Annotated in this window: 15 protein-coding genes and 2 tRNA genes; all 17 read right to left on the minus strand. The window is 43.1% G+C overall.

Translation table 11 applies throughout. From position 1 onward, the window contains the following. Positions 1 to 66: 66 nt before the first annotated feature. The 17 genes from rpsO to glmM all read right to left on the minus strand — a co-directional run bounded on the left by rpsO (position 67) and on the right by glmM (position 14189). Positions 67 to 336 (minus strand): 30S ribosomal protein S15, encoded by a 270-nt coding sequence (gene rpsO, locus H8B19_RS01295; protein WP_186504965.1) that lies wholly within the window; start codon positions 334 to 336, stop codon positions 67 to 69. A gap of 132 nt (positions 337 to 468) precedes the next feature. Continuing rightward, positions 469 to 1131, minus strand: coding sequence for a TVP38/TMEM64 family protein (locus tag H8B19_RS01300; protein ID WP_186504966.1), 663 nt, complete (start codon positions 1129 to 1131; stop codon positions 469 to 471). Continuing rightward, a complete protein-coding gene (locus H8B19_RS01305) occupies positions 1109 to 1903 on the minus strand; it encodes a gamma-glutamyl-gamma-aminobutyrate hydrolase family protein (RefSeq protein ID WP_194362593.1) in 795 nt (264 codons plus the stop codon). The genes H8B19_RS01300 and H8B19_RS01305 overlap by 23 nt, the downstream gene beginning before the upstream one ends. Positions 1904 to 2105: 202 nt before the next feature. Next, the gene (truB, locus tag H8B19_RS01310) at positions 2106 to 3032 is read right to left on the minus strand and encodes a tRNA pseudouridine(55) synthase TruB (RefSeq protein WP_186504967.1); all 927 of its coding nucleotides are present in this window, start codon (positions 3030 to 3032) and stop codon (positions 2106 to 2108) included. 3 nt (positions 3033 to 3035) lie between these two features. After that, positions 3036 to 3452 carry a 30S ribosome-binding factor RbfA gene (gene rbfA / locus H8B19_RS01315; protein ID WP_186504968.1) on the minus strand — a complete coding sequence of 139 codons (417 nt, stop codon included), beginning with the start codon at positions 3450 to 3452 and terminating at the stop codon, positions 3036 to 3038. Between the two features lie 24 nt (positions 3453 to 3476). After that, positions 3477 to 3878 (minus strand): MAPEG family protein, encoded by a 402-nt coding sequence (locus tag H8B19_RS01320; protein ID WP_186504969.1) that lies wholly within the window; start codon positions 3876 to 3878, stop codon positions 3477 to 3479. Positions 3879 to 3960: 82 nt separating this feature from the next. After that, on the minus strand, positions 3961 to 6570 hold the full coding sequence (infB, locus tag H8B19_RS01325; protein WP_186504970.1) for a translation initiation factor IF-2: 2610 nt from the start codon (positions 6568 to 6570) through the stop codon (positions 3961 to 3963). 25 nt (positions 6571 to 6595) lie between these two features. Then, a complete protein-coding gene (gene nusA / locus H8B19_RS01330; protein WP_186504971.1) occupies positions 6596 to 8089 on the minus strand; it encodes a transcription termination factor NusA in 1494 nt (497 codons plus the stop codon). Between the two features lie 20 nt (positions 8090 to 8109). Further along, entirely contained in the window at positions 8110 to 8568 is a 459-nt protein-coding gene (gene rimP / locus H8B19_RS01335) for a ribosome maturation factor RimP (RefSeq protein ID WP_186504972.1), read from the minus strand. Between the two features lie 166 nt (positions 8569 to 8734). Then, a tRNA-Met gene (locus H8B19_RS01340) sits at positions 8735 to 8811 on the minus strand. Positions 8812 to 9020: 209 nt separating this feature from the next. Beyond that, positions 9021 to 9218, minus strand: coding sequence for a hypothetical protein (locus H8B19_RS01345; RefSeq protein ID WP_186504973.1), 198 nt, complete (start codon positions 9216 to 9218; stop codon positions 9021 to 9023). A gap of 88 nt (positions 9219 to 9306) precedes the next feature. Next, complete coding sequence (locus H8B19_RS01350) at positions 9307 to 9918, minus strand: fumarylacetoacetate hydrolase family protein (RefSeq protein WP_186504974.1); 612 nt, start codon at positions 9916 to 9918, stop codon at positions 9307 to 9309. A gap of 76 nt (positions 9919 to 9994) precedes the next feature. Beyond that, entirely contained in the window at positions 9995 to 11365 is a 1371-nt protein-coding gene (hemN, locus tag H8B19_RS01355; RefSeq protein WP_186504975.1) for an oxygen-independent coproporphyrinogen III oxidase, read from the minus strand. A 206-nt stretch (positions 11366 to 11571) separates the two neighbouring features. Further along, positions 11572 to 11658: transfer RNA gene (locus H8B19_RS01360), tRNA-Leu, on the minus strand. Between the two features lie 7 nt (positions 11659 to 11665). Continuing rightward, on the minus strand, positions 11666 to 12016 hold the full coding sequence (gene secG / locus H8B19_RS01365) for a preprotein translocase subunit SecG (protein ID WP_186504976.1): 351 nt from the start codon (positions 12014 to 12016) through the stop codon (positions 11666 to 11668). Between the two features lie 3 nt (positions 12017 to 12019). After that, positions 12020 to 12778, minus strand: coding sequence for a triose-phosphate isomerase (gene tpiA, locus H8B19_RS01370; protein ID WP_186504977.1), 759 nt, complete (start codon positions 12776 to 12778; stop codon positions 12020 to 12022). 73 nt (positions 12779 to 12851) lie between these two features. Then, a complete protein-coding gene (glmM, locus tag H8B19_RS01375; protein WP_186504978.1) occupies positions 12852 to 14189 on the minus strand; it encodes a phosphoglucosamine mutase in 1338 nt (445 codons plus the stop codon).

Raw genomic sequence — 14189 nt, forward strand, 5'->3', positions numbered from 1 at the left:
ATAAAAAAACGGGGAATTGATAATCAATTCCCCGTTTCTTAAAACGATTATTTACTGCAGTAAATCTTAGCGACGCAGACCTAAACGCTTGATCAGATCAGCATAACGGTCAGTGTTTTTACCTTTCAGGTAATCAAGTAATTTACGACGCTGACTAACCATACGTAATAAACCACGACGTGAATGGTGGTCTTTTTTATGGCTGCTGAAATGGCCTTGTAATTTGTTGATGTTATGAGTTAACAGAGCAACCTGAACTTCAGGTGAACCTGTATCGCCTTCTTTAGTTGCGTATTCAGCAACAACTGCTGCTGTTTCTTGTACTGTTAGTGACATAAATTTCTCCTAAGGATGAATAAAGACTTAGCCAATCACTAATTCAGCCAAGCCAAAGAGGCGCGCATTATAACGAGTTAACGAACGAACGCAAGTAAATTCCCTCGTCAGTACACTTTTCTGGCTTCAGACTCAGGCATTTTGAGTTTGCTGATGTTTTATGACCCGATAAAGCCCGTATAACATCACCGCTGCAACAATCGATAAAGCAGCCAGTGCCGATGGCTCTTTCATCATTTCCAATGCGCCTTTACCGAAAAAGATGGCACTTAGGCCCAGTGGAGCAATACCAGCCATTGAACCTAATGCATATTTCCATACATTTAATGACATAGAGCCCGCAATAATACTGGTAACAGTAAATGGGGGGGTTGGTGCTAAACGCAATGCAAGTAACGCCCATGCACCTTTATCATCCACTTTATGTCGAATGTTGTTTATATGGTGGCTAATTGTCTCGCCAAACCCATCGGTACCAATTAATCGTCCCACCAGATAACCGCTTAAACTGGCAATCAGAAACCCAGGTAAACAAATCAACAAACTGATACCGACGTCAAACACCATAGTCACGGCAAATGCCATTAATGGGATCGGAATCAAAATAGCGCCACCAATAAAAAACAGGCCTAAAAAAATAAGCGCGGTCGACATATTTTCCGGCACATCACTGGTGAGTTCAGTAACCTTGTCTACCGATAAATACTCATTTACTGGTGTTAAAAAATAAATCGCCAGCAATACAGCAACCGCAACTATGCCACCCACGAATTTATACTGATTCTTTTTTTTCATTTTTAGCCTTATGGATTAACCATTCAAAAATACGGCGATGTACATGCATATAAAACAGATATTCAGGGTGCCATTGCACGCCCAAAACCTTTTGATTGTTTTTGCTTTCAATAACCTGATTAATACCGGCTTTCTCTTTGGCCGTCACTTCCATTTCGTCACCCGTTTTAGCCACCGCCTGCGAATGAATGGCATTCACTTTAATCGGATCATCACCTGCTATTTTTGAAATCAATGAATCATCTTTGGTGTAAATCACTTTCTTGCGGGGAAATGGACTGCGGATACGCAGGTTATGCTCAAGCAGTGGCATGGTAGATTCGTACATCGAGCCGCCTAATCTTGCATTGAGTAACTGGTGGCCACGACATATGCCTAAAATAGGCTTGTTATTGTCCAGTGCATAATCGATAAACTGAATTTCCATCTCATCCCGTGGTTTGTCATACGCTCCTTTTCCGCTTAACGCGCTTAATAGCTCCATCGGATACAGCAATAACTCTTTTAAACGCAAACCACTATCACGTTTCGCTTTCGGTGCAGGCTCTTTTTCAAAATTTTCAGGATGGATGTCAGAGCCACCACCAATAATGATACCGTCATAATCAATCTCACCGTCAAAGGTACTGGGTTGAACTCTAACGGGCTCACCACCTGCGAGACGAACATTTAACGAGGTAAAGAACCAGGCAGTAAATCCCGATTTATCCGGCCCGGTCACCGCAATTCTGGGTTTGCGTTTTTGTACAGAAATGTTGTTCTCCTCTGACATTTATCATTATTCACCCGTCATCAAATCAATCTTCCAATCAAGTTATTTGTTCGTTGCTGGCAGAAAAATCTGTCTGAAAAAGTACAGGTGATAATTATATGTATTGAGGTTTAATTTGATATTTCAACAGGTTGGCCAATATTGACCAACCCAATGAATAAAATAGGAATGTAATTGCGAAGCGATATTTAGGGTGTTTAACTTAAGCTACAACTAAGCGTTTCGGTGCAACTTTACCTTGCTCATCGATTTGCCCGACACCAAGAAACTCTTGCTGATGATAAACCCTTACAAATCCATCCTGAGGCGCATGGTTTGACAATACCGCCTGCCCCTGACGGAAAAAGTGCACTTGCTGTTCATCCAAGTTAACCGCATTTAATGCCGCAACGGCCGTGTCCATTGGGATAAGGTGTGCATCTAATGATGACCAGTCACCATCATCGGCAACATTAATCGCATCACGTAATTGTTGAAGCTGCTCAAAACTAACCATTTTATCCACCGGATAATCGGCTACTTCGGTACGATGTAACTTGGCGACATAGGCCCCACAACCTAATAACTGGCCGATATCATCAACTAACGAGCGAATATAGGTGCCCTTGCTGCAGCGCACCTGCATATCCACTTCATCACCTTCAAAACGCAACACATCCAGTTTATAGATAGTGATATCTCGCGCTTCACGAGGAATATCAATGCCCTGACGCGCATAATAATACAATGGCTTGCCCTGATGTTTTAAGGCAGAGAACATCGAAGGTACTTGTTTAATCGGGCCCTTAAACTGCTCACAGGCGTCTAAAAACTGTTGTTCGGTCACATTGACGTCGCGGGTTTCCACCACTTCACCATCGGCATCTGACGTTGCCGTGCGAATACCCAGTTTTGCTGTCACCAGATACGTTTTATCTGCATCGAGTAAAAACTGTGAAAACTTAGTCGCCTCACCTAAACAGACGGGCAACATGCCAGTTGCCAACGGGTCTAAAGCCCCGGTATGTCCGGCTTTATTGGCAAAGAAGATCCCTTTTACCTTTTGCAGTGCCTGATTGGATGAAATCTCAAGCGGCTTGTCCAGCAATACAATACCGTTAATGGCACGGCCTTTACTTCTGCGCGCCATGCATTAATCCTGTGTACTTTCGTCGTCCAGGTCTCGTCCAGCCGCTTTAGCACGCTCACGATCACTGCTTAGTGTTTCGCTCACTAAGTTAGAAATACGCATACCTTCAGTGATGGATGCATCCTGCAGGAAGCGTAATGCTGGCACCGCACGCATGCGCATGGCTTTGGATAATAAGGTGCGAATAAACCCCTTATTTTCATTAAGGATTTCAATGTACTCTGCAATTTTTTCTTTATCATTTTCAAAAAAAGTGACAAATACTTTTGCGTAAGACAAATCACGTGAGACTTCGACACCTGACACGGTTGTCATGCCCAAACGTGGGTCACGATTTTTAAATTCGTTTTGTAGAATACTGGCAACTTCTTTGTGGATCTGATGGCCGACGCGGTCGGTTCTGCTAAATTCTCTGGCCATAATAATACCTCGTTAAACTCTGAATCAGACTAGCTGAAACACTACCCAGCTCCACATGCCCACTAACAAGAATGTTGAAATTGAGAATGCTGTAAAGCGGTGCAGTACATGATTATATGTAATATGTATATAGGAATGCAGATAGCGCAATCCAACATAAGCCCAGGCCAGTGCTTCAATAACCGGACTGTGTATATTTAATGCCAGCATGGTGATGCAAAGTGCATAAAACAGTACTGGCACTTCAAATAAATTACTAAAATTTTGTTCCAGTTTTGCCAGTTTTTCAGGTATGTCATAACCGCGGTTATATAAAAAATATTTAACCTGAACTTCCTTGCGTTTCACCGCACCAAAACGTGCTTTACCCATTAATAGTGCCACTATTAATACCAGCAACACCATGGCATACATCGGATACAACATTGAGGTTTCTCCTGTTGTCATTAAAGACAAAAATGCCCAACCGTGGTTGAGCATTTTAGATTATGACGTCTGGTAACTATGGCTACAGCTGACGTTTTACTTCAACAATTTCAAAGACTTCGATTTGGTCGCCGACTTTAACATCGTTGTAGTTCTTAACGCCGATACCACATTCCATACCATTACGAACATCCTGAACATCGTCTTTAAAGCGACGTAATGACTCAAGCTCACCTTCGTAAATAACCACGTTCTCACGCAGTACACGGATTGGGTTGCTACGTTTAACAATACCTTCGGTAACCATACAACCTGCGATGGCACCCAGCTTAGGTGATTTAAATACATCACGAACTTCAGCCAGACCAATGATTTCCTGCTTGAATTCTGGCGCCAGCATACCGCTCATCGCCATTTTAACTTCATCAATCAGATCATAGATGACACTGTAATAACGTAAGTCGATTTCTTCAGATTCAATCACTTTACGCGCCGTTGCATCAGCACGTACGTTGAAACCAACAAGGATTGCACCAGAAGCAGCAGCCAAACTTGCATCGGTTTCGGTAATACCACCAACACCACTGCCAACGATATTTACTTTCACTTCATCAGTAGACAGTTTAGTCAGAGAGTCTGCAATCGCTTCTACCGAGCCTTGAACATCAGCTTTAAGAACCACATTCAACTCGCTCACATCACCCGCTTCCATGTTGGCAAACATGTTTTCCAACTTGGATTTTTGCTGACGTGCCAGTTTCAGTTCACGCTGTTTAATTGAACGTTTATTCGCAACTTCACGCGCTTTACGCTCATCAGATACCACCAATGCATCGTCACCTGCCGCAGGAACACCGGATAATCCCAGAATTTCTACCGGTGTAGAAGGACCTGCTACTTTTACATCATGGCCATTCTCATCTTTCATGGCACGAATACGACCGTACTCAAGACCACACAACATAATGTCGCCAGGCTTCAGTTCACCTTCCTGAACAAGAACAGAGGCAACCGGACCACGACCTTTATCCAAACGTGACTCAATAACCAGACCTTTAGCAGCGCCTGTTGGCGATGCAACTAAATCCAGTACTTCAGCCTGCAGGTTAATCGCTTCTAATAAATCATCGATACCCAAACCGGTTTTAGCGGACACGTTAACAAACTGGTGTTCACCACCCCATTCTTCTGAAATAACTTCCAGCTGAGATAATTCATTTTTAACACGATCCGGATCAGCAGCTTCTTTATCCATTTTGTTGACAGCAACAATCAATGGAACTCCAGCAGCTTTAGCGTGTTGAACCGCTTCTTTGGTTTGCGGCATAACGCCATCGTCCGCGGCAACCACCAATACAACAATATCTGTTGCCGTAGCTCCACGAGCACGCATTGCTGTGAACGCCGCGTGTCCCGGTGTATCCAGGAAGGTAATTTTTCCACCATCGGTTTCAACACTGTAAGCACCGATGTGCTGGGTAATTCCACCCGCTTCGCCATCAGCAACTTTGGCTTTACGAATGTAGTCCAGCAGTGAGGTTTTACCGTGATCAACGTGACCCATAATGGTAACAACCGGCGCACGAGTGGACTTATCAACATTACTTTGTTCAGCCAGCAATTCGTCTTCTAACGCGTTTTCGTTAACCAGCTCATACTTGTGGCCCATTTCCTCGACCACCAGTACCGCAGTATCCTGATCCAGTACCTGGTTAATCGTCGCCATCTCACCCATTTTCATCATGGTTTTGATAACTTCTTTTGACTTAACCGCCATACGGTTAGCCAGTTCACCCACGGTTACTGTTTCACTGATGCGAACAACACGCTCCACTGGCGCAGCTGGTTTGTTAAAGCCGTGCTGAAGGCCCGCACCTGCATCTTTTTTCTTTTTAGATTTACGACGACGGTTACCACGCTCAATCTGTAAATCTTCTTTATCTTCTGCTTCCTGTGCATAACGTGAAGAGTGCAAATGAACTTCTTCCTCTTCCAGTTTTTTGCGTTTTTCTTCTTCTTCACGCCAGCGACGTTCGTTCTCTTCAGCAAGTTTACGTGCAGCTTCTTCGGCTTTACGTGTTTCTTCTTCCAACTTGCGTGCAGCTTCTGATTCTTGCTGTTGACGAAGCCTCTCTGTTTCTTTGCGCGCTTGTTCACGCTCGGCTATTTCTTCCGGCGTTAAGTGTTTATCTTCTTCCAGCTCACGTTTTTTCGCTGCTTCGCGCGCGATTTTTTCTTCTTCGGCTTTTTTCGCTCTGGCTTCGGCTTCTTGCTGTGCTTTTTCCTGAGCCGCTTTTCTGGCTTCTTCTGCGGCTTTACGTTCTGCCTCAATTTCAGCCAGACGTGATTCTTCAGCCTTCTTAGCTTCTTCAGCCATGCGAGCAATTTCAGCGTCACTGCGTTTTACATAGGTACGTTTTTTACGCACCTCTACGGTGACAGAGCGAGATTTACCTGACGACTTCACATTTAAAGTACTGGTACTTTTGCGGCTCAGCGTCATACGCTTAGGCTCATCATTACCTTTACCACCATGCTGCTTGCTCAGGTGATCAAGTAATGTCTTCTTTTCTTCTTCGCTAACTTGCTCATCAGCTGATTTTTTAATGCCGGCGTCAGCAAACTGTTGAATCAATTTTTCAACGTTTGTGCCTATGTCATCGGCAAGTTTTTGTATGGATACTTCTGCCATTTTCTAGCGGCTCCTCATGCTGATGTTATTCTTCGTTAAACCAAACAATGTTACGTGCGGCCATGATCAATTCTCCGGCCTTTTCTTCGCCCATATTTTCCAGTTCACAAATTTCATCAACCCCTTGCTCAGCAAGAGCTTCAAGGTTGGTAATACCGTGACTAGCCAACACAAACGCAACATGTCGATCCAATCCTTCCAGATTCAGGAGGTCTTCTTCTGGCTCAGCCCCCTCAAGAGATTCTTCGCTGGCCAATGCCTGAGTCGTCAAGGCACCTTTTGCGCGATTTCTCAATTCTTCAACGATATCTTCGTCAAATTCTTCAATTGCTAATAATTCACTAACCGGAACATAAGCAACTTCTTCCAATGTGCTGAAACCTTCTGCAACCAGAATGCCTGCTAAATCTTCATCCACATCCAGCGCCTGAACAAAACGTTTCAGTACTTTAGTGTTTTCTTCTTCGTGTTTTGAGTTCAACTCATCAACTGTCATTACGTTCAGTTCCCACGCAGTCAGTTGACTGGCTAAACGAACATTTTGACCATTACGGCCTATCGCCTGCGCTAAATTATCAGCTTCAACAGCGACATCCATTGAACGACTATCTTCATCAACCACGATTGAACCAACCTCTGCTGGCGACATCGCATTGATTACGAATTGTGCAGGATTATCATCCCATAACACGATATCAACCCGCTCACCGCCCAGCTCGCTGGAAACTGCCTGAACACGCGAACCACGCATGCCCACACAAGCACCAACCGGATCTAAACGCTTATCGTTGGTTTTAACCGCAATTTTTGCACGTGAACCCGGGTCGCGGGCTGCCGCTTTGATTTCCATCACTTCTTCAGCAATTTCCGGCACTTCAAGACGGAACAATTCTACCAGCATGTCTGGGTGCGTGCGGCTAACAAATAATTGTGCACCTCGTACTTCAGGCTTAATGGCGTATAACAAACCACGCACACGATCACCCGGACGAAATGTTTCGCGAGGTAACATATCATCGCGGTAGATGACCGCTTCAGCATTATTACCTAAATCAATAATGACACTTTCACGGTTGGCCTTTTTAACTGTACCTGTTACCAGTTCACCAACTTTTTCTTCATATTCTGCAACAACCTGCGCTCGTTCAGCTTCCCGTACCTTTTGTACAATCACCTGTTTAGCGGTTTGGGTAGTGATACGATCAAATAAAATCGAATCGATTTGTTCTTCAACGTAATCACCAACCTGAATATCTTCCTGCTCAACTTGTGCAGCAGACAATGTAATCTCTGCGTAAGGATTTTCTTGCGGTTGGTCGTCAGGAATCACCTGCCAACGGCGAAAAGTATCAAAATCACCCGTATTACGATCGATGCTTACGCGCACTTCGATGTCACCGGTGTTTTTCTTTTTAGTTGCACTGGCAATCGCGAATTCCAGAGCTTCAAAAATTTTCTCTCTGGGAACCAATTTTTCATTGGACACGGCTTCTGCCACTAATAGAATTTCTTTATTCATTGCCCGCTCGCCTCGCTTCCTTAATCAAAAACAGCAACTACATTGCCTTTGTTTATATTTGCAATCGCCAGTTGGTAGGGTTGTCCATCAACTTCAACGACTATGGTACCTGCATCACAGGACACAAGTTTACCTTTAAAATTCCGTCTGTTATCCATGGGAACCGTTAATTTGACTTGCACTACTTCACCTACCACTTGTTGGTAATGCGCTTCTTTAAATAACGGTCTTTCCATCCCTGGTGATGATACTTCCAGGGAATATTCTGTTGAAATAGGATCTTCAACATCAAGAATGGCACTAACCTGATGACTTACATCAGCACAATTATCCACACTGATCCCATCTTCATGGTCAATGTAAACACGCATGATAGAATGCTTTCCCGCTGCCACAAATTCGACACCTAACAGTTCGAATCCTAAAGCAACAACAGCAGGCTCTAACATATTTGTGAGTTTTAATTCCAGCTGTGACAATCTCAGCTCCAAAAACAAAAAAAGGGCATTAAGCCCGGACAATTAACAATACAAGTATCGCAAAAACGAATAACAAAAAGCCCCGAGCTAAGCGGGGCTTTTTTGATACTGGACCCTTGTCCACCAATCTTAATTAAAAGTTGATATAAAACCAACTTTTAAAATTTGGTTGCGGGAGCAGGATTTGAACCTACGACCTTCGGGTTATGAGCCCGACGAGCTACCAGACTGCTCCATCCCGCGCTTGAAATCTTTTCTTTGCAGACTTGGCTTAGCACCCCGTCTCAAGATGCTGCGTATTATACAGAGCAGCTTTGTTAGCGCAAGTCTAATTCTGTAAAAAAGCCATGAATATTGTTTAAGTGCCGACTATTTAAACAAACCGTTCAATATACCAACTTTAATGTGCAAAAATTAGCTTAATCCGGTTTGTTTAATAAAAGTTTAACCATTTAAAACCAATCAAATTCTTCATCTGATTTCATTTGCTGACTAAATCCCAGAGCAGTTAGACGAATTGCTAGATCGTTAACGGATTCTTCAATGACCTGCCATTCATTTTCAGGCACTTCTACCTGAGTTAACAATGTGCTGATAGCTTGCAGTTTTTGATTTAATTTTGCTTTCTGGTTCGATTGCTGCTCATTCACCAGTATTGTCCTGTTATTTAAAAGTTCATAACATGACAAAGTCATCAACAGTTAACCAGTTAATTTGTCGTAAAAAGTATGTACTTTCTTACTGCGCGGTCCATCGATGTTCTACCAATACTTGCTGTTGTGAAACGACTCTGCCCCAAAACACGCTGCCTTTTTCAATTTCGCCAACGCCTTTAGGTGTACCTGTCATCACTACATCGTTATCAGCCAGACTCATAAATGCGTTCACTTCATTTAAAATGGCTAAAGGTTTATTAATCATCAGGCCTACATCACCTTTTTGCACCAGATGATTGTCAATATAAAGTTCCAGCGACATTGAGTCAGAGATCGACTCAATTGGAACAAATTCACTAAACAGAGCGGCGCCATCAAACGCTTTAGCCCGCTCCCATGGGAGCCCTTTGCTTTTTAAAAAAGCCTGAGTTTGACGTTTGGTTAAATCCAAACCAAATGCAACGGCAATAAAACGCCCATTTTGATACAAAAAACTAAGCTCAGCTTCATAATGCAAAGGTTCGAGGTTAAACGAGTGGAGCTCATCTGAAATACTGCTATTGGGTTTGGTAAAAATAACCATTTGTTGCGGTACTTCGTTGCCTAATTCCTGCGCATGCGCAACAAAATTACGGCCAATGCACACAATTTTTGAAGGTATGAATGACTTGCCATTAAATTGAATTGTCTTCATAGGCGATAAAAAACCTGAAACGACATACAGGTCTTAAACAATAATCACTCTTTTAGAAAAAGTCTGTACCAATAGGTTAAATAACCTTTGAAAACTGACGTAATTCCTGTTGCTGCTGGCGATAGGTATCAAACTTCATGCATATACTTCGGATCAACAGTTTTGCCTGAGGTTCAACCACAATACCTTTTTCGCTCACAGTAATTAAGTCATCCTGAATAAATTCACTCAGGGATTTCAGCTCATCCGAAAAGTACTCAGCAAACTCCAGTGCAAAATGTTGCCTAAAGATATCGGTGTTTAACTGAAAATTACACATCAACTGACTGATCACCCAACGACGAATTTTATCATCCTGTGTTAACGTCACACCACGCTCCAGCGCATGACCCTGATCAGCAATTAATTGATAATATTCCGCCAGCGTTTTTACATTTTGACTATAGGAAGGTCCAACGGCACTAATTGAAGAGACGCCCAATCCCAGCAAATCACAGTCTGCAGTAGTGGTATATCCCTGAAAGTTGCGATTAAGCCTTCCCTGACGCTGCGCAACTGCAAGTTCATCTTCAGGTTTGGCAAAATGATCCATGCCAATAAACTGATAACCTGCCCGAGTAAAAACATTTATCGCCTGCTCCATCAAAGCTAACTTAGTTTTGGCATCAGGCAACCAGGCGTCTTTGATTTTACGCTGCGCTGCAAAACGTGAGGGTAAATGTGCATAACTAAACAAAGAGATACGATCAGGATCCATGGCAATAACATCACTTAATGTTTTGGCAAACCCTGTCGTTGACTGCATTGGTAAACCATAAATTAAATCCAGATTAACTGAATTAATCCCCAGCTCACGAGCCTTCTTTACCAGGCCTGTAATATAGGCAGTATCCTGAACCCGGTTAATAGCAAGTTGAACATCGGTATTGGTATCCTGTACGCCGATACTAAGACGATTAAACCCAAGTTCGGCTAGTTCTGCCATATAATTATCAGGTAAACGTCTCGGATCTATTTCAATACTCATTTCAATATCATCGACAACATTAAAATGCTGGCGAATAGCACTAAGCAATCTGGCCATCTGCTTTTGCGTCAGGAAGCTTGGCGTTCCGCCTCCCAAATGCAACTGGCGCACCGAATAACGAATATAAGCCTGACTAAGACTTTTTATTTCCTGAATCAATGCATCTAAATACTGATCAGCCTTATGGCTGTGACGAGTAACAATTTTATTGCAGCCACAGTAGTAACAAAGGCTATGACAAAATGGGATATGCACATACAAAGACAAATCTTGTGATGTTGACTGCTTAACCGCTTCAATGCGATCAAAATAATCAAAGTCTTCATGAAATTCTAATGCTGTTGGGTAAGAAGTATAGCGAGGACCATTAGCATTGTAGCGCGCTAAAACGTCTGGATTAATTAATGGTTTATACGACATAGAGCCCCCTTTAATACACTTGAGGCAATATTAACAGGAAGCGATGCATGCAAATTTGATCAAGCGCAAACAAATAGGGCGTGCTGATCTTTATGCTTCATGTAGGTAACCATTTGGTTAGTACTCATATATAGCAGAGTGAGTGAGCGGTATCTCGATGAGATAAAAGATAAAAAAGCCGCACTAGGTGCGGCTTTTTTTATTTATGGTGCGGACGGTGGGACTTGAACCCACACGAGCTTGCGCTCACAGCGACCTCAACGCTGCCTGTCTACCAATTTCAGCACGTCCGCTAAAACGTTATTCTGGGATAGTATTTTCCGGCTGCTGCTCTTTTGCTGGAGCAGGAGCTTCATCAGCCATTTGAGTTTGCGCGGCAGGTGTTTCAATATTTTCCCACTCATCACCTTGCTTAACCTGATTACTGGATAAATTACCGAGGATAAGGCTAATTACAAAAAACAAGGTGGCAAGAATTGCAGTTGTGCGGCTCATAAAGTTTGCTGAGCCTGAGGCTCCAAACATAGTATTTGAACTACCCGCACCAAAAGAAGCGCCCATATCGGCACCTTTACCCTGTTGGATCAACACCATACCAATCAGTAATAAGGCCACAATTAAATAGATAACTAATAATACTTCGTAAAGCATGCTTTACCCCAGTTGCTCTGCTGCTAAGCAGATGTTAACAAATTCCGTTGGTTTCAAACTTGCACCTCCCACTAATCCCCCATCCACATCGGGTTGAGAAAACAGGGCAGATGCACTGGCAGCATTAACACTGCCGCCATATAAAATTCTTACGCCGGATGCCGTATTAGCATCATGACCGGCTAAATGTTCGCGTATAAAGTGGTGAACTTCCTGCGCCTGCTCTGGTGTTGCCGTTTTGCCTGTACCAATCGCCCAGATTGGTTCATAAGCAACAATTAGCTGATTAAATGCCTGAATACCTATACGGTTTATTACTGCATCCAACTGCTCTGCCAGAAAACCAAACAATTTACCACTTTCACGTATTTGTTCAGATTCACCAATACAAAAAATTGGAGTCAATCCACATTCCAGTATTTTATAAACTTTCTCAGCAATTAATTCGTTGCTCTCATTAAAATACTCCCGACGTTCTGAATGCCCTACAATTACATATTTAACCGGAAGCTCACTCAACATAGAAATTGATACTTCACCGGTATATGCCCCACCATCCAAATGACTGACATTTTGCGCACCAATGGCAAAATCCGGTTCATTAAATGATGATAGATAAACTGCCGGAGGACATACCACAACATCTACATGCTTAAAATCCTGCGTTGCAAATGTCTGCGACATACTGTCGATTAATGCCAAATTACCGTTCATTTTCCAATTTCCGGCAACCAGAATTTTTCTTTTTTGCGGTTTATTCATGACTCCACCTAAGAGCGGGCGTGATATTATCCGACCCGTTTAAAAGTTACAAGTAGCTATACTGTATTTCGTTTCAGGCTGCCGATTTTTTAACCTCTTCAGCGATATGGTTTGCCCATTTATCCGAAACAGTCTCATCACGGGACTCTACCATCACTCGGATCAAAGGTTCTGTGCCACTTTTTCTCAAAAGAACACGCCCACTCTCGCCCATTTCCTGTTCTGCCGTTTTTACCGCTTGCTGGACTGTTGGCTGACTTAATGGATCACAGCCAGCCTCAAAACGAACATTAACCAAAGTTTGAGGGAATTTCTCCATGCCCTGACTCAGTTCATACAGTGACATTTCAGCTCGCAACATGGCGGTCAATACTTGCAACCCAGCCACAATACCATCACCGGTTGACGTCGCATTAAGGTTAATTACATGACCAGAACTCTCACCGCCTATGCTCCACCCCTTAGACTGCAACAACTCCATGACATACCTGTCACCCACTTTGCTACGTTCAAACTGGATGCCAAGCTTACTTAATCCTAATTCAAGACCAAGATTGCTCATTAAGGTGCCAACAACACCACCATGTAAACGACCGGATTTTAATGACTCACGTGCAATGATATAAACAATCTGATCACCATCAAGTACGTTCCCTTTATGGTCGACCAGCATAATTCGATCCCCATCACCATCGAGAGCAAAACCAACATCAGCTTTTTCGTCTAACACACGCTGACGAATCGCTTCCATCGAGGTAGCCCCCACCTTGTCATTGATATTTAAACCGTCTGGCTTTGTACCAATTTCAATAACGTCAGCCCCTAACTCTTTCAGTACATTAGGAGCAATATGGTAGGTAGCACCATGAGCACAATCGACCACAATCTTCATACCATTTAAAGACAGTTCCGTCGGGAAGTTACCCTTACAAAACTCAATATACCGACCTGCTGCATCATCAATACGATAGGCTTTACCCAATTTATCTGACGCGACACATACCATGTCCTGCGCCATCATATTTTCGATAGCCAGCTCAATGTCATCATCTAATTTGGTACCATCGCTGGAGAAAAACTTAATCCCGTTATCATAATAAGGATTGTGTGACGCACTAATTACAACCCCGGCTTCTGCGCGGAAGGTTTTAGTTAAATAAGCAATGGCTGGTGTAGGCATTGGACCTAACAGACCAATATTAATCCCGGCCGCAGATAATCCAGCTTCCATGGCAGATTCAAGCATGTAACCCGAAATACGCGTATCTTTACCAATAAGTACTTTACTGGTTCCGCGACTGGCCAACACTTTACCTGCTGCCCAGCCAAGTTTAGTGACAAATTGCGGATTGATTAAACTCTCACCTACTTTTCCACGGATACCATCAGTACCAAAATATTGTCGTGTCAT

This window comes from Neptunicella marina (genome assembly GCF_014270035.1).
GTDB lineage: Bacteria > Pseudomonadota > Gammaproteobacteria > Enterobacterales > Alteromonadaceae > Neptunicella > Neptunicella marina.

Bases quoted from the DNA above. Each gene is read 5' to 3' on its own strand.
- rpsO (WP_186504965.1), bottom strand. From the start codon at position 336: ATGTCACTAACAGTACAAGAAACAGCAGCAGTTGTTGCTGAATACGCA.
- H8B19_RS01300 (WP_186504966.1), bottom strand. From the start codon at position 1,131: ATGAAAAAAAAGAATCAGTATAAATTCGTGGGTGGCATAGTTGCGGTT.
- H8B19_RS01305 (WP_194362593.1), bottom strand. From the start codon at position 1,903: ATGTCAGAGGAGAACAACATTTCTGTACAAAAACGCAAACCCAGAATT.
- truB (WP_186504967.1), bottom strand. From the start codon at position 3,032: ATGGCGCGCAGAAGTAAAGGCCGTGCCATTAACGGTATTGTATTGCTG.
- rbfA (WP_186504968.1), bottom strand. From the start codon at position 3,452: ATGGCCAGAGAATTTAGCAGAACCGACCGCGTCGGCCATCAGATCCAC.
- H8B19_RS01320 (WP_186504969.1), bottom strand. From the start codon at position 3,878: ATGTTGTATCCGATGTATGCCATGGTGTTGCTGGTATTAATAGTGGCA.
- infB (WP_186504970.1), bottom strand. From the start codon at position 6,570: ATGGCAGAAGTATCCATACAAAAACTTGCCGATGACATAGGCACAAAC.
- nusA (WP_186504971.1), bottom strand. From the start codon at position 8,089: ATGAATAAAGAAATTCTATTAGTGGCAGAAGCCGTGTCCAATGAAAAA.
- H8B19_RS01350 (WP_186504974.1), bottom strand. From the start codon at position 9,918: ATGAAGACAATTCAATTTAATGGCAAGTCATTCATACCTTCAAAAATT.
- hemN (WP_186504975.1), bottom strand. From the start codon at position 11,365: ATGTCGTATAAACCATTAATTAATCCAGACGTTTTAGCGCGCTACAAT.
- secG (WP_186504976.1), bottom strand. From the start codon at position 12,016: ATGCTTTACGAAGTATTATTAGTTATCTATTTAATTGTGGCCTTATTA.
- tpiA (WP_186504977.1), bottom strand. From the start codon at position 12,778: ATGAATAAACCGCAAAAAAGAAAAATTCTGGTTGCCGGAAATTGGAAA.
- glmM (WP_186504978.1), bottom strand. From the start codon at position 14,189: ATGACACGACAATATTTTGGTACTGATGGTATCCGTGGAAAAGTAGGT.